Origin of the sequence: Aquabacterium sp. G14 (genome assembly GCF_037482285.1) — a bacterium.
Taxonomy (GTDB): Bacteria; Pseudomonadota; Gammaproteobacteria; order Burkholderiales; family Burkholderiaceae_C; genus Aquabacterium.
The window spans coordinates 97,793-122,432 of sequence record NZ_JBBEYB010000004.1 but is presented as its reverse complement, the minus strand read 5'-3'; the positions used below and the strand labels follow the sequence as shown (position 1 = coordinate 122,432).

The 24,640-nt window shown below is 65.2% G+C and carries 26 protein-coding genes and 1 riboswitch; of the genes, 11 read left to right on the top strand and 15 right to left on the bottom strand.

Translation table 11 applies throughout. The features are described from left to right. Positions 1-636: a protein phosphatase CheZ gene (locus tag WIT60_RS06470; RefSeq protein ID WP_339583242.1), complete on the top strand. Its 636-nt coding sequence runs from the start codon at positions 1-3 to the stop codon at positions 634-636. 19 nt (positions 637-655) lie between these two features. On the opposite strand, the gene WIT60_RS06465 is transcribed toward WIT60_RS06470, so the two are convergent. Next, on the bottom strand, positions 656-1,417 hold the full coding sequence (locus WIT60_RS06465; protein WP_339583115.1) for a LytR/AlgR family response regulator transcription factor: 762 nt from the start codon (positions 1,415-1,417) through the stop codon (positions 656-658). Further along, the gene (locus tag WIT60_RS06460; RefSeq protein ID WP_339583114.1) at positions 1,414-2,499 is read right to left on the bottom strand and encodes a sensor histidine kinase; all 1,086 of its coding nucleotides are present in this window, start codon (positions 2,497-2,499) and stop codon (positions 1,414-1,416) included. Before WIT60_RS06460 ends, WIT60_RS06465 begins: the two co-directional genes overlap by 4 nt. A 43-nt stretch (positions 2,500-2,542) precedes the next feature. Here WIT60_RS06460 and argH point away from each other — a divergent pair, with 43 nt between their 5' ends. After that, the gene (gene argH / locus WIT60_RS06455) at positions 2,543-3,940 is read left to right on the top strand and encodes an argininosuccinate lyase (RefSeq protein WP_339583113.1); all 1,398 of its coding nucleotides are present in this window, start codon (positions 2,543-2,545) and stop codon (positions 3,938-3,940) included. A 174-nt stretch (positions 3,941-4,114) separates the two neighbouring features. Next, positions 4,115-4,594 carry a hemerythrin domain-containing protein gene (locus tag WIT60_RS06450; RefSeq protein WP_339583112.1) on the top strand — a complete coding sequence of 160 codons (480 nt, stop codon included), beginning with the start codon at positions 4,115-4,117 and terminating at the stop codon, positions 4,592-4,594. A 68-nt stretch (positions 4,595-4,662) separates the two neighbouring features. Here the strand turns inward: WIT60_RS06450 and dxs are convergent, their stop codons facing one another. Genes dxs through WIT60_RS06435 form a run of 3 tightly spaced genes read right to left on the bottom strand, consistent with a single transcriptional unit; the run spans position 4,663 to position 7,771 of the window. After that, entirely contained in the window at positions 4,663-6,558 is a 1,896-nt protein-coding gene (gene dxs, locus WIT60_RS06445) for a 1-deoxy-D-xylulose-5-phosphate synthase (RefSeq protein ID WP_339583111.1), read from the bottom strand. 35 nt (positions 6,559-6,593) lie between these two features. Continuing rightward, on the bottom strand, positions 6,594-7,520 hold the full coding sequence (locus WIT60_RS06440) for a polyprenyl synthetase family protein (protein WP_339583110.1): 927 nt from the start codon (positions 7,518-7,520) through the stop codon (positions 6,594-6,596). After that, a complete protein-coding gene (locus tag WIT60_RS06435; protein ID WP_339583109.1) occupies positions 7,517-7,771 on the bottom strand; it encodes an exodeoxyribonuclease VII small subunit in 255 nt (84 codons plus the stop codon). The genes WIT60_RS06440 and WIT60_RS06435 overlap by 4 nt, the downstream gene beginning before the upstream one ends. Before the next feature lie 400 nt (positions 7,772-8,171). On the opposite strand from WIT60_RS06435, the gene WIT60_RS06430 reads away from it, so the two are divergent. Together WIT60_RS06430 and WIT60_RS06425 are read left to right on the top strand one after the other, a co-directional pair. Continuing rightward, on the top strand, positions 8,172-9,296 hold the full coding sequence (locus tag WIT60_RS06430; RefSeq protein WP_339583108.1) for an aromatic ring-hydroxylating oxygenase subunit alpha: 1,125 nt from the start codon (positions 8,172-8,174) through the stop codon (positions 9,294-9,296). Positions 9,297-9,348: 52 nt separating this feature from the next. Continuing rightward, positions 9,349-10,278, top strand: coding sequence for a DMT family transporter (locus WIT60_RS06425; RefSeq protein WP_339583107.1), 930 nt, complete (start codon positions 9,349-9,351; stop codon positions 10,276-10,278). Between the two features lie 81 nt (positions 10,279-10,359). On the opposite strand, the gene WIT60_RS06420 is transcribed toward WIT60_RS06425, so the two are convergent. Next, positions 10,360-11,223, bottom strand: coding sequence for a ZIP family metal transporter (locus WIT60_RS06420; RefSeq protein WP_339583106.1), 864 nt, complete (start codon positions 11,221-11,223; stop codon positions 10,360-10,362). An 88-nt stretch (positions 11,224-11,311) separates the two neighbouring features. On the opposite strand from WIT60_RS06420, the gene WIT60_RS06415 reads away from it, so the two are divergent. Further along, positions 11,312-12,865 carry a Ppx/GppA phosphatase family protein gene (locus WIT60_RS06415; RefSeq protein WP_339583241.1) on the top strand — a complete coding sequence of 518 codons (1,554 nt, stop codon included), beginning with the start codon at positions 11,312-11,314 and terminating at the stop codon, positions 12,863-12,865. A gap of 14 nt (positions 12,866-12,879) precedes the next feature. Here the strand turns inward: WIT60_RS06415 and WIT60_RS06410 are convergent, their stop codons facing one another. From WIT60_RS06410 to ribD, 6 genes are all read right to left on the bottom strand, one after another. After that, positions 12,880-14,028 (bottom strand): serine/threonine-protein kinase, encoded by a 1,149-nt coding sequence (locus tag WIT60_RS06410; protein ID WP_339583105.1) that lies wholly within the window; start codon positions 14,026-14,028, stop codon positions 12,880-12,882. 23 nt (positions 14,029-14,051) lie between these two features. Continuing rightward, positions 14,052-14,576: a transcription antitermination factor NusB gene (gene nusB / locus WIT60_RS06405; protein ID WP_445207664.1), complete on the bottom strand. Its 525-nt coding sequence runs from the start codon at positions 14,574-14,576 to the stop codon at positions 14,052-14,054. Next, entirely contained in the window at positions 14,573-15,037 is a 465-nt protein-coding gene (gene ribH / locus WIT60_RS06400; protein WP_339583104.1) for a 6,7-dimethyl-8-ribityllumazine synthase, read from the bottom strand. Before ribH ends, nusB begins: the two co-directional genes overlap by 4 nt. An 88-nt stretch (positions 15,038-15,125) precedes the next feature. Beyond that, positions 15,126-16,241 (bottom strand): bifunctional 3,4-dihydroxy-2-butanone-4-phosphate synthase/GTP cyclohydrolase II, encoded by a 1,116-nt coding sequence (gene ribBA, locus WIT60_RS06395; RefSeq protein WP_339583103.1) that lies wholly within the window; start codon positions 16,239-16,241, stop codon positions 15,126-15,128. Between the two features lie 157 nt (positions 16,242-16,398). Then, complete coding sequence (locus WIT60_RS06390; protein ID WP_339583102.1) at positions 16,399-17,034, bottom strand: riboflavin synthase; 636 nt, start codon at positions 17,032-17,034, stop codon at positions 16,399-16,401. Positions 17,035-17,079: 45 nt separating this feature from the next. Beyond that, positions 17,080-18,231, bottom strand: coding sequence for a bifunctional diaminohydroxyphosphoribosylaminopyrimidine deaminase/5-amino-6-(5-phosphoribosylamino)uracil reductase RibD (ribD, locus tag WIT60_RS06385; RefSeq protein ID WP_339583101.1), 1,152 nt, complete (start codon positions 18,229-18,231; stop codon positions 17,080-17,082). 119 nt (positions 18,232-18,350) lie between these two features. Between ribD and WIT60_RS06380 the strand changes: the two genes are divergently transcribed. The 5 genes from WIT60_RS06380 to WIT60_RS06360 are packed head-to-tail and all read left to right on the top strand — an operon-like array spanning position 18,351 to position 21,395. Next, positions 18,351-18,914: a GspH/FimT family pseudopilin gene (locus tag WIT60_RS06380; protein ID WP_339583100.1), complete on the top strand. Its 564-nt coding sequence runs from the start codon at positions 18,351-18,353 to the stop codon at positions 18,912-18,914. After that, positions 18,914-19,441 (top strand): type IV pilus modification protein PilV, encoded by a 528-nt coding sequence (gene pilV / locus WIT60_RS06375; protein WP_339583099.1) that lies wholly within the window; start codon positions 18,914-18,916, stop codon positions 19,439-19,441. The genes WIT60_RS06380 and pilV overlap by 1 nt, the downstream gene beginning before the upstream one ends. Further along, positions 19,441-20,307: a PilW family protein gene (locus WIT60_RS06370; RefSeq protein WP_339583098.1), complete on the top strand. Its 867-nt coding sequence runs from the start codon at positions 19,441-19,443 to the stop codon at positions 20,305-20,307. Before pilV ends, WIT60_RS06370 begins: the two co-directional genes overlap by 1 nt. A gap of 3 nt (positions 20,308-20,310) precedes the next feature. Continuing rightward, positions 20,311-20,925, top strand: a complete 615-nt coding sequence (locus WIT60_RS06365) for a PilX N-terminal domain-containing pilus assembly protein (RefSeq protein WP_339583097.1) — start codon at positions 20,311-20,313, stop codon at positions 20,923-20,925. Between the two features lie 11 nt (positions 20,926-20,936). After that, positions 20,937-21,395, top strand: coding sequence for a type IV pilin protein (locus tag WIT60_RS06360; RefSeq protein WP_339583096.1), 459 nt, complete (start codon positions 20,937-20,939; stop codon positions 21,393-21,395). Positions 21,396-21,453: 58 nt separating this feature from the next. On the opposite strand, the gene nrdR is transcribed toward WIT60_RS06360, so the two are convergent. The 3 genes from nrdR to WIT60_RS06345 all read right to left on the bottom strand — a co-directional run bounded on the left by nrdR (position 21,454) and on the right by WIT60_RS06345 (position 24,494). Next, positions 21,454-21,936 (bottom strand): transcriptional regulator NrdR, encoded by a 483-nt coding sequence (gene nrdR / locus WIT60_RS06355; RefSeq protein ID WP_339583095.1) that lies wholly within the window; start codon positions 21,934-21,936, stop codon positions 21,454-21,456. A 96-nt stretch (positions 21,937-22,032) separates the two neighbouring features. Then, positions 22,033-23,283 carry a serine hydroxymethyltransferase gene (gene glyA / locus WIT60_RS06350; protein WP_339583094.1) on the bottom strand — a complete coding sequence of 417 codons (1,251 nt, stop codon included), beginning with the start codon at positions 23,281-23,283 and terminating at the stop codon, positions 22,033-22,035. A 60-nt stretch (positions 23,284-23,343) separates the two neighbouring features. Beyond that, a riboswitch (ZMP/ZTP riboswitch) is annotated at positions 23,344-23,488 on the bottom strand. Positions 23,489-23,576: 88 nt separating this feature from the next. Then, on the bottom strand, positions 23,577-24,494 hold the full coding sequence (locus WIT60_RS06345) for a lytic transglycosylase domain-containing protein (RefSeq protein ID WP_339583239.1): 918 nt from the start codon (positions 24,492-24,494) through the stop codon (positions 23,577-23,579). Positions 24,495-24,640 lie beyond the last annotated feature (146 nt).

Below are 24,640 nucleotides of genomic sequence, written 5' to 3'. Positions count from 1 at the left end.
ATGACGATGCCCGCGGCATCGCCCGAGATCTTTCAGCAACTGGGCACGCTGACACGACAGTTGCATGACACGCTGAACATGCTCGGCGTGCTGCCCAATCTGAAGCACACGGTGGACAACCTGCCGGATGCCCGCAGCCGCCTGAACTACATCGCCTCCAAGACGGCGGATGCCGCCGAGAAGGTGTTGAATCTGGTGGACACGGCCAAAGCCGATCAGGAGCACATTGCTCAGGAAACGCGCAAGCTGGCCCAACTGATCACCGCCGATCCGGTGAAGGCCGTGGCCAGTGGCGCGGTGTTCAACTTCGTGCAGGACGTGGAGGCCACGACCCGCCGGGTGGATGCACACCTGACCGACATCATGATGGCGCAGGACTTCCATGACCTGACCGGTCAGGTGGTGGCCAAGGTCGTGAATCTGGCCAATGACCTGGAAACGCAACTGGTGAAGCTGCTGGTACAGGCGGCCCCGCCGGAGCAGGCACACAAGGTAGAAGCGGCGCTGACACACAATCAGGATGCGGGCGCTGGCGAACCTCGTCTGGATGGCCCGGTGGTCAATGCCGAAGGTCGCACCGACGTGGTGGCCAATCAGAGCGAGGTCGATGACCTGCTGGCCAGCCTGGGCTTCTGACGCCCATGGCGACGCCACATCAGTGGCAGTCGCCCATGGCTTCTCGCACCGCCGTGACCTGACGGCGTGAGACCGAGAGCCAGACCTGGGTGGGCATGATCTGCACAGCCCAGGTCTCGCCCCCCTCCTCATCGTCCGCCCGACGCTCCAGCGCCTTCATGGCCCGGCGCGCGACCAGCGCATTGCGGTGCACTCGGATGAAGCGCGTGCCCACACGGGCTTCCAGCTCGGTCAGGGATTCGCTCACGGGATGCACTTCATGGGCTGTGTGCAAGGTGACGGCCTTCTGTTCGGCCTTGAAATACAGCACGTCGGCCACGGGGATGCGCAACATGCGGCCCCGATCGTGCACCACGATCACGTCCGCATCCAGCGCCTGCAAGCGGGGTTGGGCCAGACGCCAACGCTGTACCCGACCCAGGCAAGTCTGCAGACGCTCGGCACGCACAGGCTTGGTCAGGTAATCCAGCGCCGCCACATCAAAGGCCCGAACCGCGTGTTCGGCATGCGCGGTCACGAACACAATGGCCGGCGGATCGCGCAGTTCGCGCAACCGCGCCGCCAGCACCATGCCATCCAGCCCAGGCATCTGGATGTCTAGCAAGATCATGTCGGGCCCTTGCCCGATGGCGTCCTGTTCGCGCAACCACAGCAAGGCAGCCACCGACTCGCCAAACTCCCCCACCACCTCGCAGCCGGGCTGCACCTGGGCCAGCAGGGTGCGCAGCCGCAGGCGGGCCAAGGGCTCGTCATCGATCAAGGCCACGGTCAATCGGGTCATGCCTGCACCTCGGTGGAGATGGGCACCTTCAGGCGCACCTCGTAATAGGGTGATGCACCCACCGTCTCGGGAGGCTTCAAGCCCGCGGCAAACTCAGCCTGAACGTCGTGCATCAACTGCAGTCGCTGGCGCACATTGCGCAAAGCCATGCCGTGGCCGGGCGCAAAAGGCAAAGCACCTTGCTGAGGTACGCTGTTGCGCACCGTGAGCACCATGTGGCCAGCTTGCACCTCGGTGTGGACCGCGATCCACCCACCCTCGGCACACGGCTCCACCCCGTGTCTCACGGCATTCTCGACCAGGGGCTGCAGGATCAGTGGCGGCAAGGGAGCCGAGGCGGCAGCCGGATCCAGTTGCCAACGCACGTGCATGCGGTCACCAAAACGCAACTGCTCGATGTCCAGATAGCGACGCGACAGCGCGACCTCGTCGGCAAGGGTGGTGCGCCCATGCGGCGCAGACAGGGCTTGGCGAAACAGCTCGGACAGATCCTCCAGCACGCGCTCAGCACGGGGTGGGTCAACCTGCACAAGGGCAATGGCCGTGTTGAGGGTGTTGAACAGAAAGTGCGGACGAATGCGGGCTTGCAACTCCGCCAAACGCGCAGCTGCATGCGCTGGCAACACGCTGCGGGCGCGGTGCCTGAGCCAGGCCAGGCACAGCGCGCCCATGAGTCCTCCCGTTACGGCGGCAGGCACTTGAGGCCATCCCCAGGGAATCGGCACATCGGTCAGCACCTGCGTCAACCAGGCCAGCTCCCACTGTGCCAGCAGCGCCACTGCCGCCCCCAAGCCCGCAGCGAACAGCCATTGCACCCGATCCTGGACACGCTGCAATGGACGGCGGGCCGCGCAGGCCAACACCAACCAGAGCAAACTGGCCGGCAAGGTGGCCACGGTGGTTTGAGACCATCGATTGAAAGCCTCCAGCGCATCGGGCGCCTGAAAGGCCGACGCCAACAGCATGACGACCTGCACGCTCAGCACCACGCGCAGCACCACACCGACGTGGCAAACGTCGAAGAGTTCAGGGGGTTCGTACCTCGCGCTGGCGCCCGAGGCCACAGGCTCATTAAAATCCATGGTTTGCACATTCTGCGCCAAGCGCGCGCTGCCGGATCCCCCCATGAGCACGAACCAACTCGACAAGAAGTCCCAGGCCTGGTCGGCCCTGTTTTCCGAGCCGATGAGCGAGCTGGTCAAGCGCTACACCGCCAGCGTGTTTTTCGACAAGCGCCTGTGGGCCGCCGACATCCAGGGCTCGCTGGCCCACGCCGAAATGCTGCAGGCCCAGGGCCTGATTTCGGCCGATGACCTGGCCGCCATCCAGAAGGGCATGGCCCAGATCCGCGCCGAGATCGAAGCCGGCACCTTCGAGTGGAAGCTCGACCTGGAAGACGTGCACCTGAACATCGAAGCCCGCCTGACCCAGCTGGTGGGCGACGCCGGCAAGCGCCTGCACACGGGCCGTTCGCGCAACGACCAGGTCGCCACCGACGTGCGCCTGTGGCTGCGTGGCGAGATCGACGAGATCGGCGTGCTGTTGACGGAGCTGCAAAAGGCCCTGGTAGACGTGGCCGAGCAAAACGCCGACGTGATCCTGCCCGGCTTCACCCACCTGCAAGTGGCCCAGCCTGTGGCCTTCGGCCATCACCTGCTGGCCTATGTGGAGATGTTCGCCCGTGACGCCGAGCGCATGATCGACCTGCGCAAGCGCGTCAACCGCCTGCCGCTGGGCTCGGCCGCGCTGGCGGGCACCAGCTACCCGCTCGACCGCGAGCGCGTGGCCCGCACCCTGGGCTTCGAAGCCGTGTGTCAGAACAGCCTGGACGGCGTGTCTGACCGTGACTTCGCCATTGAATTCACCGCCGCCGCCTCGCTGCTGATGGTGCACGTCTCGCGCCTGAGCGAAGAGCTGATCCTGTGGATGAGCCAGTCGTTTGGCTTCATCGACCTGGCCGACCGCTTCTGCACCGGCTCGTCGATCATGCCGCAGAAGAAGAACCCTGACGTGCCCGAACTGGCGCGTGGCAAGACCGGTCGTGTGGTCGGCCACCTGATGGGCCTGATCACCCTGATGAAGGGCCAGCCCCTGGCCTACAACAAGGACAACCAGGAAGACAAGGAACCGCTGTTCGACACGGTGGACACCTTGAAGGACACCCTGCGCATCTTCGCCGAGATGGCCGCGGGCATCACCGTCAAGCCCGAAGCGATGGAACGTGCCGCCAAGAAAGGCTACGCCACCGCCACCGACCTGGCCGACTACCTGGTCAAGAAGGGCCTGCCCTTCCGCGATGCGCACGAAGTCGTCGCCCATGCGGTGAAGGACGCGATTGCCGCCGGCGTGGACCTGTCGGAACTGCCCCTGGACAAGCTCAAGGCCTACAACCCGGCCATCGAGCAGGATGTGTACGAGGTGCTGAGCCTGCGTGGTTCGCTGAACGCCCGCAACATCCTGGGCGGCACGGCGCCTGAGCAGGTGCGCGCCCAGGTGGCCCGCCACCGCGCCCGCCTCGCCTGATCGAGAGATCCATCACGGGCGATACCGACTCCCGCATACGGGGAGTGGGTATCGCCTGATTTCATTGAGCCATCTCAAAACCATGGTGGCGCCACACCACTACCCTCGCCCACCATGGCGATGGCCGCTGTTGGCCCGACGATCGCTGTCAACAATGCTGTAAGGAAGCCACCGATGTCGAGTTTCACCTGGTCCCCTGAAATGTCGCTGGACATGCCCGCGCTGGACGCCCTGCACACAGAGTGCACGGATCTGATCGCTGCCGTTCTGGACGCCTGCGACAACACGGTGTTGGCGGCATGGGACCGTCTCGTCGCCCACACCGCAGAGCACTTCGGGCAAGAGGATCGCTGGATGCAGGCCACCGGCTTTGCGCCGAACAACTGCCACAGCTCGCAACACGCGACGGTGTTGCAAATCATGCGAGAAGGGGCCGAGAAAGGCGCCCAAGGCGACCTGGGCATCGTGCGCCAGATGGCGCATGAGTTGACGGTGTGGCTACCGCACCATATCGACGCCATGGATGCCGGCTTGGCCCAGCACCTCAGCGAGGTGGGCTACGACACGGCCACAGGCCACATCAGCAAGCCAGAGATGCTGCCCCAGAACATCGTGAGCAGCTGCAGCGTCGAGCCTTGCGGCGAACACCACTGAGCCGCGAGCCAAGCCCTGCCCCTTTCACGCCCGCGCAGGCCTGCCCTGAAAAGGCCCTGACACGGAACTCAGGCTGACAACTGTGCGCGACGTTCGCGCACGGCCTGCTCAATCCCCTCGGCATCCAGCCCGCACAGCGCGAGCAACTTGGCCGGGTCGCCGTGCTCGACGAACTCGTCGGGCAGACCCAGCATCATCAAGGGCGTGTTCACGCCAGCTGCCGACAAGGCCTCGGCGACCGCGCTGCCCGCGCCCCCTTGGACACAGCCTTCTTCCACCGTCACCAGCAGGTCGTGGCTGCCCGCCATCTCCAGCAACAGCGCGGTGTCGAGGGGCTTGACGAAGCGCATGTTGACCACGGTGGCGTCCAGCGCCTCGCCGGCCTGCAGAGCGGGGTACAGCAAGGTGCCAAAGGCCAGGATGGCCACGCGCTTGCCGGCCGCAGGCGCATGCACCTGACGACGCACCTCGGCCTTGCCCCAGGGCAGCGGTGTGAGGTCGTTGGGCACCGGCACGCCGGCACCGGCACCACGCGGGTAGCGCACGCACACCGGGTGGTTTTGCGCGTGCGCCGCGCTCAGAGCCTGACGGCACTCGGCCTCGTCGGCGGGCGCGATCATGCTCATGTTGGGAATGCAGCGCACGAAGGCGATGTCGAAGGCGCCCATGTGGGTGGCGCCGTCGGCCCCGACGATGCCAGCACGGTCCAGCGCGAACACCATGGGCAGGTTCTGCAGCGCCACGTCGTGGATCATCTGGTCGTAGCCGCGCTGCAGGAAGGTCGAGTAGATCGCCACCACAGGCTTGAGCCCTTCACAGGCCAGACCCGCGGCAAAAGTGACCGCGTGCTGCTCGGCAATGCCCACGTCGAAGTACCGCGAAGGAAACTTCTTGTGGAACTCGACCATGCCCGAGCCCTCTCGCATGGCCGGCGTGATGGCCACCAGGCGCGGATCGTGTGCCGCCATGTCACACAGCCACTGCCCGAACACCTGCGTGAACGTGGGCTTGGGCGGCGTGACGGGGGTGGCTTTCACGAGGCCTACCGCCGGGTCGAACTTGCCGGGACCGTGGTAGGCAATCGGATCGGCCTCGGCAAGTTTGTAGCCATAACCCTTCTTGGTGACCACATGCAGGAACTGAGGGCCACCGCGGTCGCGCAGGTTCTCCAGTGTCGGGATCAGCGAATCCAAGTCATGCCCATCAATGGGGCCGACGTAGTTGAAGCCGAACTCCTCGAAGATGGTGGCGGGCACCACCATGCCCTTGGCGTGCACTTCCAGCTTCTTGGCCAGCTCGAACAGCGGCGGCGCGTGGCGCAGCACCTCTTTGGCGCTTTCGCGGGCGGCGGCGTAAAAGCGCCCGGACATCAGGCGGGCCAGGTGGCGGTTGAGCGCACCCACCGGCGGCGAAATCGACATGTCGTTGTCGTTGAGCACCACCAGCATGTCGGGCATCTTGCCGTCGTGCGGCACGCCCGCGTTGTTCATGGCCTCGAAGGCCATGCCGGCGGTCATCGCACCGTCGCCGATGATGGCGACGGACTTGCGCTTTTCACCCTTGAGTTGCGCGCCCAGGGCCATGCCCAGCGCCGCCGAGATCGAGGTGGACGAGTGGGCCGTACCGAAGGTGTCGTACACGCTCTCGTCGCGACGCGGGAAGCCGCTCATGCCACCGTACTGGCGCAAGGACGGCATGCGGTCACGGCGACCGGTGAGGATCTTGTGCGGATAGGTCTGGTGCCCCACGTCCCACACCAGGCGGTCATCGGGTGTGTGGAACACGTAATGCAGCGCGATGGTGAGCTCGACCGTGCCCAGGTTGGACGACAGGTGGCCACCCGTGCGAGAGACGCTGTGGAGCAGAAAGTCCCTCAGTTCGTGGGCCAGTTGCTTGAGCTCGGAACGAGACAGGTGCCGGATGTCGGCGGGCTGGTCGATCCTGGACAGCAGGGGGTAGCTCATGGTGTGCACATCCTCGGGGGATTGTTCGGTGTGTGTCAGTGGTCGCGATGGACGATGCGCTCGGCAAGGTCACGCAGCGTGGCCGTGGCGGTGTCGCCCAGCCCACTGCGCTGGAGCGCTGCCCTGGCTTCGCTCAGCAAGGCGCCAGCTTCTTGGCGCGCGCCTTCCAGACCGAGCAAACTGACATAGGTCGGCTTGTTGGCATCGGCATCCTTGCCCGCCGTCTTGCCCAGGGTCTCCGAGCCCTGGGTCTCGTCCAGCACGTCGTCTACGATCTGGAAGGCCAGACCGATGGCGTGCCCGTAGTCCGTCAACGCCTGCCAAGTAGGGCTGTCCGCCGCCACGCCGCCACAGGCCGCCCCCATCTGCACGCTGGCCCGCAACAAGGCGCCGGTCTTGCGCTGATGCATGTCGCGCAAGGTGGCCTCGTCCAGCGACTGACCGACATTGGCCAGGTCGATCGCCTGGCCGCCGGCCATGCCGGACTGCCCCGAAGCGCGGGCCAGCAGGCGCACCAAGCGGGCTTGCAGCGCTGGGGACACGCCAGCGCCCTCTCCTTCATCGGGCGTCAAGACTTCGAAGGCCAAGGCCTGCATGGCATCGCCGGCCAACATGGCCTGTGCCTCGCCATACTTCACGTGCACGGTCGGTTTGCCACGACGGAGCACGTCGTTGTCCATGCAGGGCATGTCGTCGTGCACCAGCGAGTAGGCGTGGATCAACTCGACCGCCGCGGCCGCGCGCAAGGCGGCTTCGCCTCCCCCCACGTCCGCCGATGCACCGGTGGCCTCGGCCGCAGCTTGCACCAGCAGGGCACGCAAGCGCTTGCCGCCATCGAGCACACCGTAACGCATGGCCTCACCCAGACCTGCAGGCGCCGACGCAGGCACCCACTCCGACAAGGCCGCCTCGACACGGACCAGCACGGCGTCCGACCACGACTGGAAATCCATCGGGGTCATGCCGCGTTCCAGGACTTGAGTTGACCGTCTTCCAACACCTTGACCTGCTCCTCCACCGCCTGCAGGCGGCCACGGCAGAACTTCAACAGCTCGGCACCACGCTGGTAGCTGCTCAACAACTGCTCCAGCGGCAAAGCCCCCGACTCCATCTGGTCCACGAGTTGCTCCAGTTCGGCCAGAGCGGCTTCGTAGGAGGGTGGCAGGGATGGCGCCGCCGCGGCGGTGCTGGATGTCGAAGAAGATCTGGCCATGAACTTGCCTGTGGGTGCCGGTTAGGGGCAAACGCGTATTCTATTTCGGACGTGCGGATCCGCTCCGCCAATCCTGCACAGGACCTCAGGCCTTTGCCCACACATCGGGGGGCCACACGCGCGCGCCAGAGATCTACACGGTGTTTGACCTCCCTCAGGGTGCGGGCATTGCACGCCGCCCCCGGAAAACCCCCTAACGGGTACAATCGCCCCCTCCCCGATACCCGACCTGTTGTCCTGCCAACGCCGTTGCCAGCAGGACCAGCTTCATTTTGGCTGACAGGACGGCCTCGCGGACCTTTCGCCCCCTGGCCTTGCCAGGGATGTTTCAAGCCTCGGATCGCCTTTGTTTGCCGGCACCGAGGTGGGTTGACATTGGTTTTTGGAGATCCTGGGGATCATGTCTGACCTGAGTCCTGCGCTCAACGCCCTTCACCGCAGCCGCACGCAGCTGCCCGTGTCCGTCTATTTCGACGAATCACTGTACAAGGAGGAGCTTGCACGCATCTTTCAGTCCGGTCCTCGCTACCTGGGCCACGCCTTGAGCGTGCCCGAGGTGGGCGACTACTATGCACTGGCTCAGGAAGGCGAAGGCCGCGCGCTCGTGCGCACACCCGATGGCATCGAGTTGATCTCCAATGTGTGCCGCCACCGCCAGGCCGTCATGCTCAAGGGCCGCGGCAACAGCCGGCACAACATCGTGTGTCCGCTGCACCGCTGGACCTACAGCCACAAGGGCGAGCTGATCGGGGCCCCGCACTTCGACCACGATCCCTGCCTGAACCTGAACAACTACAAGGTTCGTAACTGGAACGGCCTGCTGTTCGAGGACAACGGCCGCGACATCGCCGCCGACCTCGCCGGCATCGATGCCCGCTTCAAGCCCGGTGGCGATCTGGACTTCAGTGGCTTCGTGCTCGACCGCGTCGAGCTGCACGAGTGCAACTACAACTGGAAGACCTTCATCGAGGTCTATCTGGAGGACTACCACGTCGGCCCCTTCCACCCCGGACTGGGCAACTTCGTGACCTGTGACGACCTGCGCTGGGACATGGCCAAGGAGTACTCGGTGCAAACCGTGGGCGTGGCCAGCACCTTCGACAAGCCGGGCTCGGACGTCTACAAGAAGTGGCACGACGTGGTCATGCGCTACCGCAACGGCGAAAAGCCCACGCAAGGCGCCGTGTGGCTGACCTACTACCCCACGATGATGGTGGAGTGGTATCCGCACGTGCTGGTCGTGTCGAACATGTACCCGCAAGGCCCGCAAAAAACCCTCAACGTGGTTGAGTTCTACTACCCCGAAGAGATCGCAGCCTTCGAGCGCGAGTTCGTCGAAGCCCAGCAGGCCGCCTACATGGAGACCTGCATCGAGGACGACGAGATCGCCGAGCGCATGGACGCCGGCCGCAAGGCCCTGATGGAGCGCGGCGACAACGAAGTCGGGCCGTACCAGAGCCCGATGGAAGACGGCATGCAGCACTTCCACGAGTGGTACCGCCGCGCGATGGACTTCAAGGACTGAAGCCTACTGTACTGACCCAAGCCGCCTCCGGGCGGCTTTTTCCTGCCTTCCGATGTCCTCACGCGCCTCCCCCTATGTCCAGATGGTTCTGGCCACCCTGCTGTTCGCTGGCATGGGGGTGTGCGTGAAGTTTGCCTCTCACGACTTCGGCACCGCCGCCGTCGTGAGCGCACGCGGCACGGTGGGTGCCGTGATCATGCTGATCGTGGCACGGGCCACCGCCACGAGCCTGTACACCCGCGTGCCCGTGCTGCATGTCAAGCGCGGCCTCGCCGGCGTGTTCGCCCTGTCCATGTGGTTCTACAGCATGGCGCATCTGCCGTTGGCCACCTCGGTCACGCTGAACTACATGTCCTCGGTGTGGATGGCCGTCTTCCTGCTGCTACAGGCCGCTCTGCTGGATGGGCCACGGGTCGATCGACGCCTGATCGTGGCCATCGCGGTGGGTTTCGCGGGCGTGGCCCTGGTGCTGCATCCCACCTTGAACCAAGACCAGATCTGGGCAGGCCTCATTGGGCTGACCTCAGGCATGTTGTCGGCCATGGCCTACCTCCAGGTCACCGCCTTGGGTCGCGCTGGCGAGCCGGAGGTTCGCGTGGTCTTCTACTTCTCCCTGATGGGCTCCGTGCTGGGGGCCTTGTTCTGGCTGCTGCCCGGGCAGCTCAATCCAACCCCCGTGGCCGACATCCCTCTGCGCTCTTGGCTGGCCCTGTTCGGTGTGGGCGCCTTCGCCACCATCGCCCAGTTGCTGATGACACGCGCCTATGCACAGGGCAGTACCCTGGTCAACGCCAATTTGCAGTACCTGGGCATCGTGCACGCAGGCCTGCTGGGCACGGTGCTGTTTGGCGAAACCCTGGGGCTGGACGCGCTGCTGGGTATGGCGCTCATCGTGGGGTCGGGCATGGTCGCCGCACGGCTCAAGCCGGCCACCAAGCCCGCCACGGCATCATCCGTCGCCCACACGGCGGACAAGCCTTGAACCGCGGAGGGCCGCAACCCTCCCCGGACTTCTGCCCCAGTGGACTCTCAACGCATGACGCGTCGCACCACAGCAGCGCGCTCAGCGCTCCTCGTGGCCGGGGAGCACTTCTGACGCCAGATCCGCATGGGGCGCCACGTCGTGGGCATGCCCCGCATGCTCATGCTCATGCGCGCCGTGAAGGATGCTGACGATGCCCCCAATCAACAACAAGCCCGCGCCCATCCACACGATCTGCATGATGGTGTCCCGCCCGCTCAAACGCTTTTGCAACTGCGGGATCAGGTCCGCCACGGCCACATACACGAAACTGCTGGCCGCCACCACCATCATGTAGGGCAGGTATTCCTGCCACGGGCCGATCAGGAAATAACCCAACACCCCACCGACCACAGCGGCGAGGCCGGACAAGGCGTTGTAGGCGAGTGCCCGCATCCGCGAGAACCCAGCGTTGATCAACACGATGTAGTCCCCCACCTCCTGCGGGATCTCATGCGCGATGATGGCCAGAGCGGTGACGATGCCCAGGTTCGGATCGGCCAAAAAGGCCGCTGCGATCAGAACCCCGTCGCAGAAATTGTGGATGCTGTCGCCCACCAGCACACTCCAGCCACCGCGCCCGGCCTGCTCGGCATCGAAGCCGTGGTGGTGGTCGTGGTGATCATGCTCGTGGTGATGCCCGTGCCGGTACAACTCGGCCTTCTCCAGCAGGAAAAAGAACAGCAAGCCGCCCAACAAAGTGAGAAACAAGGCCTGCGGAGGCTCACCGGAACCGAAGGCCTCAGGCAGCACGTGCAACAAGGCCGTTCCCAACAACACCCCGGTTGACAGGCTCACCAGGTGACGAACGATCAAACCCAGCAAAGGCGCCGACAGGGCCGCGGCCAGCAGCACCGAAATCAGACCACCCAAGAACGTGGCAGCCACGATGAAAATCAAAGTCATCGAGACATCTTAGCAATGCTGTCAACAGGCTTTGATGCACTGCAGCGATCCACACGGCAAAGCAGCGACAATATCGCTCATGGACAAGATGCTAACCGCCAAGACAAGCAAGAGCCCCGCCACGAGTCTGGAGCAAAGCCGCTACCCCGACCTGTTGGCCGCCATTGACATGGGATCCAACAGCTTTCGGCTGGAGATCGGGCAGATCGCCAAGGGGCGCTACAAACGCATCGAGTACCTCAAGGAGACGGTACGCCTCGGTGGCGGACTGGACAGCCATGGCATGCTGACCGAAGAAGCGACCCAACGTGGCTTGGCTTGCCTGGCAGGTTTTGCCCAGCGACTCAAGGGCTTCGCTCCCTGGCAAGTGCGTGCAGTGGCCACCCAAACCCTGCGCGAAGCCCGCAACCGCGACGCTTTCCTCCAGCGCGCTGACCGTGTGTTGGGGCACCGCATTGAAGTGATCGCCGGCCGCGAAGAAGCCCGCCTGATTTACCTGGGCGTGTCCCGGCTGCAACCCAGCGAGTTGCCGCGCCTGGTCATCGACATCGGTGGACGCTCCACCGAGATGATCCTGGGACACGGCCGCACCCCGATTCGCAAGGAGTCGTTCGGCATTGGCAGCGTGAGCCTGTCGATGCAGCATTTTCCACAAGGACAATACACCGCCGACAATTTCCGCGCAGCTCAGATCGCAGCAGGCGCGGAGTTGGAAGAAGCGCTCACCCTGTTCGAGCGTCATCAATGGCAAGAAGCCCTGGGCTCGTCTGGCACCGTGGGCGCCGTGTCTCAGATTCTGGCTGCCAATGGCATCACCGACGGCAGCATCACCCCCGAGGGGCTGCGGTGGTGTATCGAGCGCTGCATTGAGGCAGGCTCGGCCGAGCTGCTCGCCCTGCCCGGCCTCAAAGCCGAGCGCAAGCCCGTGCTGGCGGGTGGCCTGTGCATCCTCTACACCCTGGCCTCGCACTTCGACATCGAAGCACTGAAGCCCGCCAAAGGGGCATTGCGACAGGGCGTGATCTTCGACCTGGAAGAGCGGGTCGAGGCAGCACGCAACCATCGCCTGCTCGATCCGCGCGACACCTCGGTGCGTGAATTGCAACAGCGTTTCCGTGTCGATGCGACGCAAGCGCAGCGCGTTCGCCTGCGCGCCCTTGCCTTGTGGCAGGAACTGGCCGAACCCCAAGCCAACCCGGATGGCGAACATGCCCGCGAACTGGGTTGGGCCAGCGCCCTGCACGAAATCGGCATGATGGTCTCGCATCACGATCATCACCGCCACAGCGCCTACCTGCTGGGCCATGTGGACGCGTCGAGCTTCTCACAGTCACAACTGCGGCGCCTGGCCACGCTGGTGCTGGGACAGCGCGGTGAACTGATCAAGCTGGTGGAACATTTCCATGACCAGGCACTGATGTCTCAGGTGCTGTGCCTGCGCCTGGCCATCATCCTGCATCACGCCCGCGTCGATCTGCCCCACCGCGTGGTCAGCCTGCAGCGCAGCCGCGGCAAGATCAAGCTGGCGCTGAACAGGCGCTGGGCTGCGCAGCATCCTCGTACCCTGCACTTGCTGGACGAAGAGGCCCGGCGCTGGAGCGCCCAAGGGCGCCGTTCACTGGAGTTGTCGCTGGTGGCCTGACCTAAAGGCGTGCTTCAGCGCCAGATGGCCCAGGCAATGCCCAGCAAGGCCAATACCCACCCGGATGCGGCCAATGGCAAGAGCCAGCGTTTTGCACCGCTAACGCCACCGTCGGCCAACGCGGAGCGCCCTTCCTGCGGCACATCGGGGGCATCGGCACCTTCGATCCATTCACGCAAAGCTTGCGACAAGCGACGGGCCGAGCGGATGCGCTGATCGCGTTCGCGGTGCATGGCTTGGGCAACGATTTCGGAAAGGGCGCGAGGCACCTCGGGGTTGACCTCATGCGCCAAAGGCACCGGCTGGCGCAGGACCGCTTCGGCGATTTCCTCCAGGCTGTTGCCTGCAAAGGGGCGCTGCCCGGTCAGCAACTCGTACAGCACCACGCCCAGGGCATACACGTCGACGCGGCGGTCCACCGGCAAGCGGCGCACCTGTTCTGGCGACATGTAATAGGGCGAACCACCCACCAACTCATGGAAACGGCTTTGCGGGTCGTCGCGCTGCGCCAGAGATTCGGCCTGCCGAATGCGGGCAATGCCAAAGTCGAGCACGCGGGGCTGGGTGCGCCCCGTCATGAAAATGTTGGCCGGCTTGATGTCGCGATGGATGACGCCTTTGTGATGCGCGTAAGACAGGGCATCGGCCACGCGCCGCACGATCAAGGCCGCCTGCGAAGGCGTCGGGCGCCAGCCCTGTGCCAGCAATTGCCGCAAGTCCTTGCCGCGCAGCAACTCCATCGCGATGTAAGGCCCCTGCTCGCTGGTGCCGGCGTCGTACACCGTCACGATCTGCGGGTGACTGAGTCCCCCCGCAGCCCGCGCCTCGTTGAGGAACAGCGCGTTGAAGCGCTCGGGATCCGTCATGGACGGGTCCACATGCAAGGTCTTGATGGCCACAGCCCGCGACAACAGCGGATCGTGCGCTGCATAAACCGTGCCCAAACCACCTTCGCCCAGTGTGTACTTGAGCGCGTACCGCGAGATGTTCCCGATGGTCGGCAAGCTTTCCAGCCGCCCTCGACGCACCTCGGCAGCGGCCTCGTCGGCATCAGGGAACGGACGGGTCAGGATGACCGTATCCTGGTTGTCTGGCACCAGGCGGTCAACGTCCACCTGGTTGGGCAGGGTGTCAGCCAAAGAGGGGGCGGGCCGCTGCGTCACGGATCGGAGCCCTCCTGCGTGCTTCAGCGCGATGCCGGCCGAGCGGCCTTGACTTCATCCGGGCGCAACTGGGGCGCCAGGTGGTCGAGCACGCCATTGACGTACTTGTGGCCATCGGTGCCGCCGAAGCTCTTGGCCAGCTCCACCGCCTCGTTGATCGCGACCTTGTAGGGCACGTCCAGACAATGGGTCAGCTCGTACACACCGATCCAGAGCACGGCATGCTCGACCGGCGAGAGCTCCTCGACCGGGCGGTCCAGGAACTGCAGCAACTGCGCGTCCAGTTGCGCACATTGCGTGATGCACCCGTGCAGCAAGGCATCGTAGTGACCACGATCGCAACGGGCGAAGTCATCCTGTTCACGGATATGGGCGTCCACGGCCCCCGCATCACGGGAGTTGAGCTGCCATTCGTACAGACCCTGCAAAGCAAATTCGCGCGCACGGCGACGCGAGGACTTGGCCCTCGGTGCTCCGGGTGCCGCGGGCTTGCGGGCCGGACGGCCTTGCAGCGGGGTGGTTTTGGGAGTATCGCTCGCGTCGCTCACAGCAGGTCATCCAGCAGGTTGGCCATCTCGACGGCAACACGGGCCGCTTCACGGCTTTTCTCTTCCACGCGGGCTTCGGCTTGCGCCTGGTTCTCCACCGTCAGGATCGCGTTGGCGATGGGCACGTGGTGATCTAGGCTGACACGGGTCACGCCCGCACCACTCTCGTTGGACACCAGCTCGAAGTGATAGGTTTCACCGCGGATGATGCAACCCAGCGCCACCAGCGCGTCAAAACGCTCACTGTCGGCCATGGCCTGCAGGGCCACCGGCACTTCCAGCGCGCCCGGCACGGTCACATGCTGAATGTGCTTGGCCTGCACACCGAGTGCACCCAGTTCCTCGATGCACAGCGCCGCCATCCGGGAAGTCAGTTCGTCATTGAAGCGGGCTTGCACGATGCCGACACGCAGATCGTGTCCATCGAGTCGGCCGGCTTGTCCTTTGTCAGCGCCTTGCATAGTGTGTGATCCAGATAAAAGAGCGAAAAATCAAGAAAGAAAAGAGCAGGTGGTCAGAAAGAGCGGCGCCCCAAAAAGGGCGCCTGCCTCAGTTGGGTGGATCCAGTCGCGTGCCATCGGCCGTCAGGAAGCCCACCACTTCCAGTTCGTAGCCCACCATGCTGGGCATGCGACGCTGGTTGCCCATCAGGCGCATGCGCTGCACACCCAGGGTGCGCAGAATCTGGGCGCCGACGCCATAAGTGCGCAGGTCCACCGGCTGCTTGACCGGGGTTTGCGGCTCAGCCGGCAAGGCACGTTCCAGCAGGCGCTCGGCCTCGTCACCAGCGTTCAGCAGCACCACCACACCACGGCCGGCTTCGCGCACAGCCGCCAATGCCTTGGGCAGGGGCCAGGCGTGCGCGCTGTTGCCCGCATCGAGCCAGTCCATCACCGACAGGGGCTCGTGCACACGCACCAGCACCTCGTCGGCCGGGGTCCAGTTGCCCACAGTCAACGCCAGGTGCACGGCACCGGTGCGATCACGGAAGACCGAGGTCTCAAACGCGCCCTCCGGCGTCTGCATGGTGCGCTGACCCAGGCGTTCAATGAGCGATTCATTGCGGCTGCGATACTGGATCAGGTCGGCAATGGTGCCGATCTTGAGGTTGTGTTCCTTGGCGAACACTTCCAAGTCCGGCAGGCGGGCCATGGTGCCGTCGTCGTTCATGATCTCGCAGATCACCGACGAGGGCGTCAGACCGGCCATGCGCGCCATGTCGCAACCGGCTTCGGTATGGCCGGCGCGCATCAGCACGCCGCCATCTTGCGCCTGCAGCGGGAAGATGTGCCCGGGTTGCACCAGGTCCGTTGGCTTGGCATCGCGGGCCACGGCCGCTTGCACGGTCCGGGCGCGATCGGCGGCCGAAATGCCGGTGGTCACGCCCTCGGTCGCCTCGATGGACACGGTGAAGGCTGTGCCATGCTTGGTGCCATTGCGGGTGGCCATCGGGGGCAGTTGGAGCCGCTCGCAGCGCTCGCGCGTCAGCGTCAGGCAGATCAGACCCCGGCCGTACTTGGCCATGAAGTTGATCGCCTCGGGCGTGACGTGCTCGGAGGCAATGACGAGATCGCCCTCGTTTTCGCGGTCTTCTTCATCCACCAGGATGACCATGCGACCGGCGGCGAGTTCGGCAATCAGCTCAGGAATAGGTGAAATGGGCATGGCAGGGATTGTAGGCTTCTCGGGCCCGGATCAGAGGACCAGACGGGGGCGTCCCCATCGAAAACAGGCCGAGGGAAGCGCCTGGGCGGCGCTTCTTCACGACTGAGACTGGGCTTGGGCGCGCGCCACGGTGTGCAACGGCGGCACCAGAGAGCATTCAGGCGCCCAGTTTGCCCTCGGCGTGGAGCATGCGTTCCACATAGCGGGCGATCAGATCCACCTCCAGGTTGACCTTGGAGCCGACCTTCAGGGTGCCCAGGGCGGTGTTCTCGATGGTGTGCGGGATCAGGTTGATGCTGAACACGGTGCTGCCGTCGGTGGCGTCTTCGACGCGGTTGACGGTCAGGCTCACCCCGTTGACGGTGATGGAACCCTTGTAGGCCAGAAAGCGCGCAAGGCTGCGCGGCGCCCGAATCTGGAGCAGCCACGATTCGCCCACCGGCTCGAACACGACCACGTCGCCGACATCATCGACGTGGCCAGTCACGATGTGCCCGCCCAGGCGGTCGTGCGAGCGCAGGGCTTGCTCCATGTTGACGGTGCCTTGCTGGTCCAGACCCACGGTACGAGCCAGACTTTCGGCCGACACGTCAATCGTGAAACGGCCCGCTGCGGCGTCAAACGAGGTCACGGTCATGCACGCGCCGTTGATGGCGATGCTGTCGCCCAGGCCCACGCCGTCGAGGTAGCCGGTGGGCGTCTGCAGGGTCAGGCGGCGGCCGTGGCTGGCGTCAGCGCCCAGGGGTTGGGAGTCGACGATCTGGCCCACGCCAGTGATGATGCCGGTGAACATGGGGTTCCATCCATCCAGAAAAAGTGACAAAGAGGGGCTCGGGGGTCAGAAATCGGCACGCCCGGCAGGTCGCGCAAGGATACGCAGATCCTCGCCCACCTGCTCGACGGCGTGGAATGTCAGGGTGCGCGCATCTGCCATGCGGTTCAGGGGCGACAAGGCCGCCAGTCCCCGGCCTGGCCCCACCAGCTTGGGCGCCAGGTAGAGCAGGTACTCGTCCACCCAGTCGCCCTCGATGAGGGCTGCGTTCAGGCGTGCGCCCGCTTCCACATGCAGTTCATTGATGCCGCGCGCGGTCAGGTCGGCCATCACGGAGGCCAGGTCCAGATGACGGCCGCTGGCATCCGCCGGCAGCATGGCCACGCTGGCACCGCGCGCAGCCAAGGCCAGTTGTGCCGCCTGTGCCTCCCCGGACTCATCGGCCAGACCGTAGACGAGCACCTCCCCAGGCGGCGCGAGCAAACGTGCCGTTGCAGGCAGGCACCAGCGGGAGTCCAGCACCACACGCAAAGGCTGGCGGGCCACCTCAATGGCGCGCACATCCAAGCGAGGGTCATCGTCGAGCGCCGTGCCAATGCCGGTCAGCACCGCCCCGGCACGCGCACGCCACACCTGCCCATCGGCCCGGGCGGCCGGGGCAGTGATCCACTGGCTGTCCCCGTTGTCGAGCGCGGTGCGGCCATCCAGCGACGCGGCGATCTTCATGCGCACCCAGGGGCGACGACGCACCATGCGCGAGAGAAAGCCGATGTTCAACTCCCGCATGGCCACTGCCTGCGGGTGATCCGCTGGCAACACGTCCACTGCGATGCCCGCCGCACGCAGGCGGGCCACGCCCTGCCCTGCCACCAGGGGATTGGGGTCCATCAAGACCACGACGACGCGCGCCACTTCGGCGCGCACCAGGGCATCGGCACAGGGCGGGGTGCGGCCATGGTGAGAGCAGGGCTCCAGGGCCACATAGGCGGTGGCACCACGCGTGGCGTGACCTCGGGCCTGCGCGTCCCGCAGTGCCATGACCTCGGCATGCGGGCCACCGGCCTGCTGGGTGTGACCTTGCCCGATCACCTGCCCATCAGCGGCCACGAGCACACAGCCCACGCGGGGATTGGGCTCGGACAGGCCAATCGCCTGCCGCGCCAGCGTGACCGCCTGGGTCACATGAAGCTCATCGTTGTTGTTGCAAAAGGCCTGCACCAGTTCATCCCTTGGGGTGCCCCTCGAAGGGGGAATGAGGGGGATTTTGACGCAAAGCACTCCCGCCCCTTCTGGGGATCGGGCTTTCGGACGCGGGCGCCATCTCAAGAATGCGGCGCATGCACCACTTTCCTTCTTCGTTCCGTCGCGTGTCTCGCGGCTTCACCTGGGTCGAGCTCCTCGTCACCCTGGCCATCCTGGGCGTCTTGAGCGCCTTGGGTGCCCCGGGCTTGCGCGCACTGCTGGAACAGCGTGCCGTGAGCACCCAGGCGGGCGCACTGGCCGATGCCCTGCGCCTGACACGCGCCGAGGCTGTGAAACGCCGCCAGCGCGTCACCATCTGCAACACCCCCAACCCCGATGCCGCCACACCGGTGTGCGCCAGCGCCAGCACCAACTGGTCCACCGGCTGGCTGATCTTTGCTGACGCCAACGGCAACAAGGTCCGAGAGGCTCACGAAGCCCTGTTGCACCTGCAGCAAGCCCTGACGCCGACCGTGGGCCTGACCCTGCCGAACAACAAGCCGGCCATCACGTTCGGAGGCGTGGGCTTGGCGGTGGCCAACAACGCCAGCTTCCTCGTCCAACCCTTGAGCTTCGGCACCTCGACCACGCCGCTCGTTCAACGCTGCGTGCGCCTGGCCGTGTCCGGGCGTGTGCGTGTCTTGCAAGGAGCGTGCTGATGCGCACCCAGCCCTTTTCTCGTTTGCAGCGCGGCAGCTCCCTCGTCGAAGTGCTGGTGGCGATGCTGCTGATGTCGTTTGGCGTGCTCGCCATGACCTCGCTGCAGGCGCACGCCATCCAGCACAGCCACACCACCGACACGCGCGCACGCGCCACCCTGCTGGGGCATGATCTGGCGGACCGGATGCGGGCCAACGTGTCGCCCAGCGGTGACTGGAGCGCCTACGAGCTCACAGCACTCGCCACGTCGTCGATCACCAGTACGACGCTGAGCGGCGCCTGCGAGGGCAACACGGCCTGCACTTTCGCCGAGATGGCTGCCTACGATCTGGCGCAATGGCAGCAGCAACTGGTGCGCAGCCTGCCTCAAGGGCGTGGCCACGTCCGCATCGTCGGCGCTCAAGCCGACATCTGGGTGCTGTGGGAAGACCCGGACGAGGCCGGCGCCCAGGCTCATGACCTCTGTCCTGCCGGATTGATCATGGCGGCTCACACGCGCTGCCTTTACCTTCGGATCGCCCTGTGATGAGCCACCGCTATCGACCCGCGTACCTTCAACGCGGCCTGGGCCTGGTCGAACTGCTCGTGGGGCTCGCGCTGGGCCTGACGGTGATCGCTGCCGCCATGGCGCTGTACCTCAGCTCAGGCCATGCGTACCACCACACACAGGCCGTCACGCAACTGACCGAGGACGCCAGCGTGGCCCTGACCTTGTTGCGCACCCAGATCGCGCAGGCCGGTTACAGCGCCCCCACCGGGATCGACAGTGACGGACACATGACACGCGCCTTCACGGGGCCGGGGCTGTTTGGCTGCACGGGCGGCATCACCCCGAACAGCATTGGCCACGCTGTCCTGAACAATCTGGCATGCCACAACGACAGCGCGCAGCCCGACGCCATCGTGGTGCGCTACGAGGCGGACACCCGCAACACCCCGCCCACCTCGGCGGGCACCCCTACCGACTGCCTGGGCAACAGCACCCCACTGGTCGATGGCACCCACCATGTGGCCGACAACCGCTACTTTGTCAAAGATCACACCTTGTCATGCCGTGGCAATGGGCACAGCGTGTCTCAACCCCTGGTCGATCACATCGTGGACCTTCAGATCCGCTATGGGGTCTCGACGCCGTCGGCCGACGACCCCAGCGTGTCGACCCTGCGTTTCCTGAGCGCGCAGGAAGTCAGCGGCTCGTCCACCCCGGCCGCGAACTCCCCGCTGTGGCGCCGTGTAAAGGCCGTGCGCCTGTGTCTGGTACTGCGCAGCGAACTGGAGGTGCAAGACACCCCCATGAACTACACAGATTGCAGTGGCGCCACTCAAAACGCCCCCGACCGGCGCCTGTATCGCGCGTTTCACACCACCGTGAGCGTGCCCAACCCTGTGTGATCCATGAGCCATCAACGCCCACACGCCCTTCTGGAGCGCGCATCTGCACATGGGATTGCACTGGTCGTGGTGCTGGTCTTGCTGACCGTGATCAGCCTGGTCTCTGGCGCCACCCTGCGTGCTTCCCTGAGCGCCGAACAGATCACCCTCAACGTGCGACTGGAGAACCTGGCCCGGGAGGCCGCGCACATCGGCTTGCGCCACTGTGAGGACGCGCTTTTGCAGATCACGCCTGCATTCACGGTGCACCCGGCGCCACTACCGTCCGAAGTGGCACGGTGGACACTGTGGTCCAGCTGGCATGGCAGCCACGTCTTGGCCCACACCGTGCCCGCCGCGGCCATGAGCTCGACCGACAGCGCCTATGTGCCCGCGTCTCGCCCTCAGTGCCTGCTCGAAATCCACCCCGCGCACCCGGAACTGATCACCGTCACTGCACGTGGCTTCAGCCCCGATCACCAAGCAGACAGTGCGGGGCGAACCACACAAGGTGCCACAGCCTGGGTGCAGTCCACCGTGCACCGTTGCCTCCCTGGCGGCGCCGGATGCCCCACTGCCACCTCACCACAGCTTGGAAGTCGGGTGTGGCGCGCCCTGCTCAACCCACCGACTCCCTGAGTCCTTGTCCCATGTGTCACCCTCTTGCGAACACGGGCCACCGGCATGGTGGCTTCACCCTGACGGAAATGCTGACCGTTCTCGCGCTGCTCGGCGTGCTCGCCGCCGTGGCCTACCCCAGCTACGCCGCGCACCTGCAACGCGCCCACCGCACCGAAGCCCAGGCCGCCCTGATGGACGCCGCCTTTTTCATGCAGCGCCACTACGCCGCGCACCACCGCTACGACACCGGAGATCCGAGCGCACCGCTCGTGGCCCTGCCTGCACCGCTGAACCAGGCCCCTCGCCAGGGCCCCGCGCACTACGTGATCAGCGTCACGCAGGCCAGCACCAGCGGCTACACCCTGGCTGCCACACCGGTCTCAGGTGGCCCCATGGCTCACGACGCTTGCGGCAGCCTCACCCTGAATCAACACCAAGCCCGCGGCATCACGGGCACCACGGTCAGCGTGGCGCACTGCTGGCGATAGCCTCCCGCGCTCACAGCTGCTCCGCCTGGCTCACCGACCTCCCGATCGGTCTCACTGTTCAGTCTTCGCTGACGTCGCCCTTGGCGCCACGCTTATTGCCCGTCTCCTTGATGGCGGCGACAAACTCGCTGACGTCATCAAAGCTGCGGTACACCGACGCAAAGCGCACATAGGCCACCTTGTCGAGCTTGCGCAACTCGCGCATCACCCATTCGCCCAACTGCGTAGACACCACTTCCTTCTCGCCACACTGGCGCAACTTGGCCTCAATCGCCTCCAGCGCACCTTCCAGCGCCTCGGCACTCACCGGCCGCTTGCGCAGCGCAATCAGCATCGAGCCCTTGAGTTTGGCGCGGTCGTAATCGGTACGCCTGCCATCGCGCTTGACGATCGCCGGCAGGTCGATTTCCGCCCGCTCATAGGTCGTGAAGCGTTTGTCGCAGCCATGACACTTGCGACGGCGACGGGTTGAGTCGCCTTCATCGGAGTCACGCGTCTCCACGACCTGGGTGTCATGGTGTCCGCAAAAAGGGCAACGCATCGGTGTGGTTCTCTCGGTTCAAGACAAGCAAAAACCCGGCGAGGACATCACATCCAGGCCGGGTTCCGAATCACGCACGCATCAAGGCGTCAGCGCTCAGCGGTAGACCGGGAAGGCCTTGGTCAGGGCCGACACCTGCTCGCGCACGCGGGCGATGGTGGCTTCGTCGTGCGGATTGTCCAGCACGTCGGCGATCAGGTTGGCCACCTGCACGGCCTGCTCTTCCTTGAAACCACGGGTGGTCATCGCGGGCGAGCCCAGGCGGATACCCGAAGTCACCATCGGCTTCTGCGGGTCGTTGGGGATGCCGTTCTTGTTGCAGGTGATGTGCGCGGCGCCTAGGATGGCCTCGGCTTCCTTGCCGGTCAGGTTCTTCGGACGCAGGTCCACCAGCATCACGTGGCTTTCGGTGCGGCCCGACACAATGCGCAGACCACGCTTGGTCAGGGTATCGGCCAGCGCGGCGGCGTTCTTCACCACTTGCTGTTGGTAAGCCTTGAACTCGGGCGAAGCGGCTTCCTTGAAGGCCACGGCCTTGCCGGCAATGACGTGCATCAGCGGACCACCCTGGATGCCAGGGAAGATGGCGCTGTTGATCTTCTTGGCGATCTCTTCACCGCGCATCAGGATGATGCCGCCACGCGGGCCACGCAGGCTCTTGTGGGTGGTGGAGGTGACCACGTCAGCGTGCGGCACCGGGTTGGGGTACACGCCCGCGGCGATCAGGCCGGCGTAGTGGGCCATGTCCACCATGAAGTAGGCGCCGATTTCCTTGGCGATCTTGGCAAAGCGCTCGAAGTCGATGCGCAGGGCGAAAGCGGACGCACCAGCAATGATCAGCTTGGGCTTGTGCTCACGCGCCAGCGCTTCCATCTTGTCGTAGTCGATGTCTTCAGCGGCGTTCAGGCCGTAGGACACGACCTTGAACCACTTGCCCGACATGTTCAGCGGCATGCCGTGAGTCAGGTGGCCGCCTTCGGCCAGGCTCAGACCCATGATGGTGTCGCCGGGTTGCAGCAGACCGAAGAACACGGCCTGGTTGGCTTGCGAACCGGAGTTCGGCTGCACGTTGGCGTATTCGGCGCCGAACAGGGCCTTCAGGCGGTCGATGGCCAGTTGTTCGACCACGTCCACGTGCTCGCAGCCACCGTAGTAGCGCTTGCCTGGATAGCCTTCGGCGTACTTGTTGGTCAGCTGGGAGCCCTGAGCTTCCATGACGGCCGGCGAGGTGTAGTTCTCGGAGGCGATCAGCTCGATGTGGTCTTCCTGGCGTTGGTTCTCGGCCTGGATGGCTGCAAACAGCTCAGGATCAACGTTGGCAATGGTGTGTTGGGCACGGTCAAACATGACTTGGCAGTCCTCTTCAAGGTTGAAGTCCCGCAGCACTGACCCATCCAGATCAGGTGTGAGGGCTGCCCAGGCGAACGGCTGACTCAGCCCAGGCATTGGAAGCCCCTAGGGCTGGCTGCGCTCCCCGGTGGTTCACCACCTCAGACGATGCCGTCTCTGTGTGACAGCAGCACGTCGTGTATCGCCAGTTGCGCAGCGTTGCGGATTGTAGCGGTTGGGGCCCACTCATGCCAGCGAAGGACATCGGACGATGCCGCCACCGACAAGGTAGTGCCCCTGCGGACCGCAGCTTACAGGGTGAGCATCGCCACCTGCTCGACGGCTGGCGCGGTCACGGGCGGCTTGACGCTGCTGGCGGCCGGCGCGGCTGACACGGGCGCAGCGTTAGCAGGAGCCTGCGATGCCTGGACGGCCGAAGCCGCCACCGGCGCCGGCGCCTGCGCCACCACACGTGGCGCGTTCGACACATTCACCGGCACCTGCTTGCCCATGGCCACCTGGCGCAAAAAGCCTTGCTCCGCGAGCACCTTGGCGCCGTAGCCACCATCGTGGGTCATGTTGGCCGCCCCCACGTAATGCTTCAAGCCCCCGGCCACACTGCCCGCACGGCGGATGCAGTCCTTGAGCACCTGCACCCCCACACGCAGATTCGTCACGGGATCGAAGGCCGCATTGCGCCCACCGAACACCTCATACTTTTCGCGATGGATGCCCGTCATCACCTGCATCAGGCCTTGCGCGCCCACATGGCTCTGCGCAAACGGGTTGAAACCCGACTCGATCGCCATGATCGCCAGCACCAGGGTCGGCTCCACCCCGGCGCGCTGACCTACGTCCCACGCCTCCTGCACCAGGCGGCTGATGGGCTCCGGTGCCACGCTGTAGCGGCGCGCGATCCAGTAGGCCACGGCCGCCTGCTGACGGCTCAATTCCGACGGATCGGTCGCCGTGGCACGCTGAATGGCCTCGGGCTCGGCCATCGCCAGCAAGACGTCCTGACTGGAAGCCTCGGCATCGTCACTCGCCATGGCGCGCGACGTGGCACGATCGGTCAACCAACCCAAGGTCTGGTGCTCAAGACGGTAACGCACATCCGGGCGACCGGCCAAAAAGACCACGCCCACCACGGCCACGAGGCCCAGCATCGCGAGCGCGTTGTGGCTCACGCGGCGCAGCCCCAGCAACACATCCTGCACAAACTGCGACATGGCCGCACGCCACACCTGAGGGCGGACCGACGACGCCACCGCCGTCTGAGACACTTCCACTTCTTCAACCATCACGGCGGCCTCCAGGCCTGCCGTTGCACGTTCACACGCTGTCATGGTTCTCCTTTCTTCGCCGCCGCACTCAC

Bases quoted from the DNA above. Each gene is read 5' to 3' on its own strand.
- WIT60_RS06470 (WP_339583242.1), top strand. From the start codon at position 1: ATGACGATGCCCGCGGCATCGCCCGAGATCTTTCAGCAACTGGGCACG.
- WIT60_RS06465 (WP_339583115.1), bottom strand. From the start codon at position 1,417: ATGACCCGATTGACCGTGGCCTTGATCGATGACGAGCCCTTGGCCCGC.
- WIT60_RS06460 (WP_339583114.1), bottom strand. From the start codon at position 2,499: ATGGATTTTAATGAGCCTGTGGCCTCGGGCGCCAGCGCGAGGTACGAA.
- argH (WP_339583113.1), top strand. From the start codon at position 2,543: ATGAGCACGAACCAACTCGACAAGAAGTCCCAGGCCTGGTCGGCCCTG.
- WIT60_RS06450 (WP_339583112.1), top strand. From the start codon at position 4,115: ATGTCGAGTTTCACCTGGTCCCCTGAAATGTCGCTGGACATGCCCGCG.
- dxs (WP_339583111.1), bottom strand. From the start codon at position 6,558: ATGAGCTACCCCCTGCTGTCCAGGATCGACCAGCCCGCCGACATCCGG.
- WIT60_RS06440 (WP_339583110.1), bottom strand. From the start codon at position 7,520: ATGACCCCGATGGATTTCCAGTCGTGGTCGGACGCCGTGCTGGTCCGT.
- WIT60_RS06435 (WP_339583109.1), bottom strand. From the start codon at position 7,771: ATGGCCAGATCTTCTTCGACATCCAGCACCGCCGCGGCGGCGCCATCC.
- WIT60_RS06430 (WP_339583108.1), top strand. From the start codon at position 8,172: ATGTCTGACCTGAGTCCTGCGCTCAACGCCCTTCACCGCAGCCGCACG.
- WIT60_RS06425 (WP_339583107.1), top strand. From the start codon at position 9,349: ATGTCCTCACGCGCCTCCCCCTATGTCCAGATGGTTCTGGCCACCCTG.
- WIT60_RS06420 (WP_339583106.1), bottom strand. From the start codon at position 11,223: ATGACTTTGATTTTCATCGTGGCTGCCACGTTCTTGGGTGGTCTGATT.
- WIT60_RS06415 (WP_339583241.1), top strand. From the start codon at position 11,312: ATGCTAACCGCCAAGACAAGCAAGAGCCCCGCCACGAGTCTGGAGCAA.
- ribH (WP_339583104.1), bottom strand. From the start codon at position 15,037: ATGCAAGGCGCTGACAAAGGACAAGCCGGCCGACTCGATGGACACGAT.
- ribBA (WP_339583103.1), bottom strand. From the start codon at position 16,241: ATGCCCATTTCACCTATTCCTGAGCTGATTGCCGAACTCGCCGCCGGT.
- WIT60_RS06390 (WP_339583102.1), bottom strand. From the start codon at position 17,034: ATGTTCACCGGCATCATCACTGGCGTGGGCCAGATCGTCGACTCCCAA.
- WIT60_RS06380 (WP_339583100.1), top strand. From the start codon at position 18,351: ATGCACCACTTTCCTTCTTCGTTCCGTCGCGTGTCTCGCGGCTTCACC.
- pilV (WP_339583099.1), top strand. From the start codon at position 18,914: ATGCGCACCCAGCCCTTTTCTCGTTTGCAGCGCGGCAGCTCCCTCGTC.
- WIT60_RS06370 (WP_339583098.1), top strand. From the start codon at position 19,441: ATGAGCCACCGCTATCGACCCGCGTACCTTCAACGCGGCCTGGGCCTG.
- WIT60_RS06365 (WP_339583097.1), top strand. From the start codon at position 20,311: ATGAGCCATCAACGCCCACACGCCCTTCTGGAGCGCGCATCTGCACAT.
- WIT60_RS06360 (WP_339583096.1), top strand. From the start codon at position 20,937: ATGTGTCACCCTCTTGCGAACACGGGCCACCGGCATGGTGGCTTCACC.
- nrdR (WP_339583095.1), bottom strand. From the start codon at position 21,936: ATGCGTTGCCCTTTTTGCGGACACCATGACACCCAGGTCGTGGAGACG.
- glyA (WP_339583094.1), bottom strand. From the start codon at position 23,283: ATGTTTGACCGTGCCCAACACACCATTGCCAACGTTGATCCTGAGCTG.
- WIT60_RS06345 (WP_339583239.1), bottom strand. From the start codon at position 24,494: ATGTCGCAGTTTGTGCAGGATGTGTTGCTGGGGCTGCGCCGCGTGAGC.